This window comes from Micromonospora sp. KC723, from assembly GCF_004348595.1.
Taxonomy (GTDB): domain Bacteria; phylum Actinomycetota; class Actinomycetes; order Mycobacteriales; family Micromonosporaceae; genus Micromonospora.
In genome coordinates this window covers 1-5,930 of record NZ_SMKD01000219.1, presented here as the reverse complement: position 1 = coordinate 5,930, position 5,930 = coordinate 1, and the positions used below count along the sequence as shown (strand labels likewise).

The 5,930-nt window shown below is 71.3% G+C and carries 5 protein-coding genes and 1 rRNA gene; 2 read left to right on the top strand and 4 right to left on the bottom strand.

Annotation, left to right across the window (positions count from 1 at the left end; genetic code table 11):
- Window positions 1-557, top strand: a 557-nt coding sequence (locus E1165_RS27535; protein ID WP_132394621.1) for a VOC family protein, incomplete at its 5' end; no start/stop codon positions are given.
- 36 nt (window positions 558-593) lie between these two features.
- On the opposite strand, the gene E1165_RS27530 is transcribed toward E1165_RS27535, so the two are convergent.
- Genes E1165_RS27530 through E1165_RS27520 form a run of 3 tightly spaced genes read right to left on the bottom strand, consistent with a single transcriptional unit; the run spans window position 594 to window position 4,926 of the window.
- The gene (locus E1165_RS27530; RefSeq protein WP_132394620.1) at window positions 594-980 is read right to left on the bottom strand and encodes a DUF4233 domain-containing protein; all 387 of its coding nucleotides are present in this window, start codon (window positions 978-980) and stop codon (window positions 594-596) included.
- Entirely contained in the window at window positions 977-2,311 is a 1,335-nt protein-coding gene (locus E1165_RS27525; protein ID WP_132394619.1) for a folylpolyglutamate synthase/dihydrofolate synthase family protein, read from the bottom strand. Before E1165_RS27525 ends, E1165_RS27530 begins: the two co-directional genes overlap by 4 nt.
- Entirely contained in the window at window positions 2,308-4,926 is a 2,619-nt protein-coding gene (locus E1165_RS27520; RefSeq protein WP_132394618.1) for a valine--tRNA ligase, read from the bottom strand. The genes E1165_RS27525 and E1165_RS27520 overlap by 4 nt, the downstream gene beginning before the upstream one ends.
- 69 nt (window positions 4,927-4,995) lie before the next feature.
- Between E1165_RS27520 and E1165_RS27515 the strand changes: the two genes are divergently transcribed.
- A complete protein-coding gene (locus E1165_RS27515) occupies window positions 4,996-5,682 on the top strand; it encodes a hypothetical protein (RefSeq protein WP_132394617.1) in 687 nt (228 codons plus the stop codon).
- 129 nt (window positions 5,683-5,811) lie between these two features.
- On the opposite strand, the gene rrf is transcribed toward E1165_RS27515, so the two are convergent.
- Window positions 5,812-5,928, bottom strand: a 5S ribosomal RNA gene (rrf, locus tag E1165_RS27510).
- Window positions 5,929-5,930 lie beyond the last annotated feature (2 nt).

Here is a 5,930-nt window from a genome sequence, read left to right as displayed (position 1 = left end):
CCCCCGCCCCCCGGACACCCGCCGAGGAACGCTTCGACGCGCCGCTGGCCGACCCGGTCGACGTCCCGCTCGACGATCCCCAGCCGGCGGACCGGATCGATCCGGACGAGCTGGACGAGCTGGACGAGCTGGACGAGGCCATCTTCGGGTACGACCCGGAGGCGGAGTCGGTGGCCGGCACCGGCCCGATCAACGGAGTCGGTCTCACCCTGCTGGTCACCGACCTGTCCCGCTCGCTCGACTTCTACCGGTCGCTGGGCTTCACCGAGGTCGACCGGGGCGCCGGCAACGCGGTCCTCGCCTCGGGCAGCACCCGGCTGGTGTTGCGCGAGGTCACCGAGGCCGCCCCGATCAGCCGCCGGCTGGTGCACGTCAACCTGGAGGTCGACGACATCGACGCCGCCTACCACCGACTCAAGGGCTCCGGGGTCAGGTTCACCTACGCGCCCCGGGTGGTCAACCGGGGCAGCCGGTTGGAGGTCTGGGCGGCTGCCTTCCGTGACCCGGACGGCCACGGCATCGCCCTGACCCAGTGGCGGGAACGCGCCGAGGCGTGACGCCCCGGGCCGCCGGTACGCCGGCGGCCCGCCCGCTCAGCCGAGGATGACCCGGCGCACGTGCAGCCCGTACGCCCACACCAGGCCGAACATCACGCCCAGCCCGAACAGCGACCAGTGCAGCAGTCCGCAGAGCAGCAGCAGCCCCTGGAGCACCGTGCCGGCGTTCCAGGCCCACGAACGGCGCATCATGCCGGCCAGCGCCACACAGGCGACCGCCAGCGCGACGATCGCCGCGATCGCCGGCCCGCCCAGGTCCCCGCCGACCAGCCGGATCGGCTGGATCGCCAGCAGCAGCACCACCGCCTCCAGGACGAGGAGCCCGGCGCCCAGGCCCCGCACCGCCTTCTCCGGGTCACGCAGCCCGGACCGGCGCCCGTCCCCGGGTTGGGCGGCCGGGCGTTCGCCCACCGGGTCGGTCACCGCTTCAGCAGCCGGCGGGCGTCGGCCACGGTCACCACCGACCCGGTGATCAGCACACCCACCCCGGCCAGCTCGCCCGGGACGTCCACCTCGGCCTCGGCGACGGCGGCCTCGACCGCGTCCGGCATCGAGTCGGTGACCTGCACCCGCTCCGGCCCGAAGACCTCCCGGGCCATCGCGGCCAGCTCGTCGGCCGGCATCGCCCGCGGCGAGCTGTTGCGCGTCACGACGATCGAGTCGAGCACCGGTTCCAGCAGTTCCAGCAGGCTGGCGACGTCCTTGTCGGCGAACACCGCCAGCACCCCGACCAGCTTGCTGAACGCGAACTCCTCCTGCAACGCGGTCACCGTGGCGGTCATCCCGTGCGGATTGTGCGCGCCGTCGAGCAGGATGGTCGGCGCGGTACGCACCTTCTCCAGCCGGCCCGGCGAGCTGGTCGCGGCGAAGCCCTCCCGGACGGTTTCCACGTCGAGCTGCCGCCTGGCTCCCGCGCCCAGGAACGCCTCCACCGCGGCGAGCGCCACGGCCGCGTTCTGCGCCTGGTGCGCGCCGTGCAGCGGAAGGAACACCTCCTCGTACACCCCGCCGAGGCCCTGGATGCTCAGCACCTGCCCGCCGACGGCGACGGCCCGGCGCAGCACGCCGAACTCGGAGCCCTCCCGGGCTACGGTCGCGCCCACCTCGACGCAGCGTTCCAGGATGGGCCGGGCCGCCTCGTCGTCCTGCGCCGCGCAGATCACCGTGGCACCCGGATGGATGATCCCCGCCTTGTGCAGGGCGATGTCCTCCAGCGTGTCGCCGAGCCACTCGGTGTGGTCCAACCCGATCGGCGTCAGCACCGCCACCCCGGCCTGGAGCACGTTGGTGGCGTCCTCGGCGCCGCCGAGCCCCACCTCGACCACCGCCACGTCGACGGGCGCGTCGGCGAACGTGGCGAAGGCCAGCGCGGTGGTCATGTCGAAGTAGGTCAACGGCTCGGACGACCGCTGGTCGACCAGTTCGGCCAGCGGCGCCACCTCGCGGTACGTCGCGACGAACCGTTCCTCGCTGACCGGCTCGCCGTCCAGGCTGATCCGCTCCCGCACCGTTTCCAGGTGCGGGCTGGTGTACCGCCCGGTGTGCAGGCCGAAGGCCCGCAGCAGCGAGTCGATCATCCGGGCCGTGGACGTCTTGCCGTTGGTTCCGGTCAGGTGGATCGCCGGGTACGCCCGCTGCGGGCTGCCGAGCAGGTCGAGCAGGGACTCGATACGGTCCAGTTCGAACACCATGCGGGTGAAACCCCGCCCGGCCAGTTCGGCGTCGACGGCGGCGAATTCGGTGCGGTCGGTCACGAGGGAAGCGCCTCCAGTGCGGCGTCGATCCGGACCAGGTCGGCCTCGGCCGTCGCCAGCCGCTCACGGATCTTCGCCACCACCTGCTCGGGGGCCTTGCCCACGAACGCCGGATTGTTCAACTTCGCGCGGGCCTGCGCGGCCTCCTTCTCGGCGGCGGCGCGGTCCTTGGTGAGTCGAGCCCGCTCGGCGACCACGTCGATCGAGCCCCGGGTGTCCAGTTCGACGCTGACCTCGCCGGGCATGGCGAGGGTGGCGCTGGCCTGGAAGCCGTCGCCGGGAGCGTCGAGCCGGACCAGCGAGCGGATCAGCCGCTCGTGCCCCGCGATGCCCGCCACCACCAGCCCGTCGAGCCGGGCGGCCACCCGCTGCGTCGGCCGCAGCCCCTGGTCCGAGCGGAACCTGCGGATCTCGGTCACCACCCGCTGGACGGTGCCGATCTCGGCCTCCGCCGCGTCGTCGATCCCGGTACGGTCGGCGGCCGGCCAGGCCGCCGTCATGACCGTCTCCCCGCCGGTGAGCGCGATCCACAGCTCTTCGGTGACGAACGGGATGACCGGGTGCAGCAGCCGCAGCAACTGGTCCAGCACGTGCCCGAGGACCCGGCGGGTGGCCTCGGCCGCCGCCCCGCCCTCGGCGAGCACCGGCTTGCTCAGCTCCACGTACCAGTCGCAGACGTCGTCCCAGGCGAAGTGGTACAGCAGGTCGCACACCTTCGCGAACTCGTACGCCTCGAACTGCTCGTCCACCTCGGCGGTGACGTGCGCCAGCCGGGACAGGATCCAGCGGTCGACCGTCGACAGGTGGTCGGTGGCCGGCAGTGGTCCCTCGGTGTGCGCGCCGTTCAGCAACGCGAACCGGGTGGCGTTCCACAGCTTGTTGCAGAAGTTGCGGGAGCCCTGGCACCACTCCTCGCTGACCGGCACGTCGCCGCCGGGGTTCGCGCCCCGGGCCAGGGTGAACCGGGTGGCGTCCGCGCCGTACCGGTCGATCCAGTCCAGCGGGTCGACGACGTTGCCGAAGGACTTGGACATCTTCTTGCCGTGCTGGTCACGGACCATGCCGTGCAGGGCCACCGTGTCGAACGGCTGTACCCCGTCCATCGCGTACAGGCCGAACATCATCATCCGGGCGACCCAGAAGAACAGGATGTCGTAGCCGGTGACGAGCACACTGGTCGGGTAGAACTTCGCCAGGTCGGGAGTCTGTTCCGGCCAGCCCAGGGTGGAGAACGGCCACAGCCCGCTGGAGAACCAGGTGTCCAGGACGTCCTCGTCCTGTCGCCAGCCCTCGCCGGCCGGTGGCTGCTCGTCGGGGCCGACGCAGACGATCTCGCCGGCCGGTCCGTACCAGACCGGGATGCGGTGGCCCCACCAGAGCTGCCGGGAGATGCACCAGTCGTGCATGTTGTCGACCCAGGCGAAGTACCGCTTGGCCAGCTCGGCCGGCTCGATCGTCACCCGGCCGTCGCGGACCGCGTCACCGGCCGCCTTGGCCAGCGGTGCGGTGTTGACGAACCACTGCAGCGACAGCCTCGGCTCGACGGTCGTCCGGCAGCGCGAGCAGTGGCCCACCGCGTGCACGTACGGCCGCTTCTCGGCCACGATCCGGCCCTGCTCGCGCAGCGCCGCGACGATCGCCGGTCGGGCCTCGTACCGGTCCAGTCCCTCAAACGGCCCGGGAGCGGTGATGACCCCGCGCTCATCCATGATCGTCAGCGAGGGCAGGTCGTGCCGCTGGCCGATCTCGAAGTCGTTGGGGTCGTGTGCCGGGGTCACCTTGACCATGCCCGTGCCGAAGGTGGGATCGACGTGCGCGTCGCCCACGATCGGGATGCGCCGCCCGGTCAGCGGGACCTCGACCTCGGTGCCGATCAGGTGCCGGTACCGCTCGTCGTCCGGGTGCACCGCCACCGCCGTGTCACCGAGCATCGTCTCGGCGCGGGTGGTGGCCACCACGACGTCGTCGCTGTAGCGGATCGAGACCAGCTCGCCCTCGTCGTCGGTGTGCTCCACCTCGATGTCGGACAGTGCGGTCAGGCAACGCGGGCACCAGTTGATGATCCGGTTGGCCCGGTAGATCAGCCCGTCGTCGTAGAGCTTCTTGAACATGGTCTGCACGGCGCGGGACAGGCCCTCGTCCATGGTGAAGCGCTCGCGGTCCCAGTCCACGGAGTCGCCGAGGCGGCGCATCTGGCCGAGGATCGTGCCGCCGGACTCGGCCTTCCACTGCCAGACCCGCTCGACGAACTTCTCCCGACCCAGGTCGTGCCGGGACAGCCCCTGGCCGGCGAGCTGCCGCTCGACCACGTTCTGGGTGGCGATGCCGGCGTGGTCCATGCCCGGCAGCCAGAGTGCCTCGTACCCCTGCATCCGCCTGCGGCGCACCAGTGCGTCCTGGACGGTGTGGTCGAGCGCGTGCCCCATGTGCAGCGAACCGGTGACGTTCGGTGGCGGGATGACGATGGTGAAGGGGGGCTTGTCGCTCTCCGCCGACGCCCGGAAGTGGCCGGCGGCTACCCACTGCTCGTACCGTCGCTGCTCTACCTCGCCGGGCTGGTACTGGCCGGCGAGGGTCGGGGCGTCGGGGCGTCGGGCATCCAGTCTCTCGGTCACCCTCAAAGTCTACGGAGCGGTTCGGCGGACCTGACGTGCGCCACCTGTCCTTCGCGTACGGTGGCGGACATGTCCGACGCACATCTCAGCGAGCGTGAGCTCATCGAGGGGCCCGAACCGGTTCACCTGTCCGACGAGCCGATCCGGCTGAGCAACCACCATCCGGGCGTCGACTCCGGCGAGGATGCCCGGCCGTCCCGGCGTCGGCGAATCGCCCTGGGCGTCGCGCTCGCCGTCGGTCTCGCCGGCGCCGCTGCTTCCGGTGTGGTGGGGTGGCGGATCGCGGAGCAGAAGGACACCCGACTGAGTACCCCGCAGAGTGTGGCCGGCCTGACTCGCGACGACTCGGAATCCGCTCGCAGCACCGCCGACTACCTGCGCAGCGGCTTCGCCGCGGACATCGACCTGGATTACAGTTTCGGTACCGTCTATCGCACCCCGGCGGCCGGGACGGCCGATTCCCCGGTGCTGCTCTTCGGCGGTACGGCTCTGCTCTGGCGTCCGGAACGGGATCTGGACAGCCTCTTCGGGTTGATGGCCGACGAGACCGGCAGGGTGGCCGGGCTGCGCGAGGTGCCGGCGGGTCGCTTCGGCGGCGTGATGAAGTGCGGCACCACCCGCGGCACTGAGGGTTTCACGGTGTGCGGCTGGGCCGACCACGGCAGCGCCGTCATGGGGATGTTCCCGAACCGCTCCGTCGATGACGCGGCCGCCCTGTTCCGGAAGATCCGCGAGGTCATCCAGACGCGAGGCTGACCGCCGGTCTGGCTCCGCCGTACGTCACCGACTCTGCCCCGGTACGCCCCGCGTGTCCGGTCGGTTTGGTGGTTCGTGGAAATGGTTCAGGGCCATCCCCTATGGGGGATGGCCCTGAACTGAAAGATTGTCCGGCGGTGTCCTACTCTCCCACACCCTCCCGAGTGCAGTACCATCGGCGCTGGAGGGCTTAGCTTCCGGGTTCGGAATGTGACCGGGCGTTTCCCCTCCGCCATGACCGCCGTAAC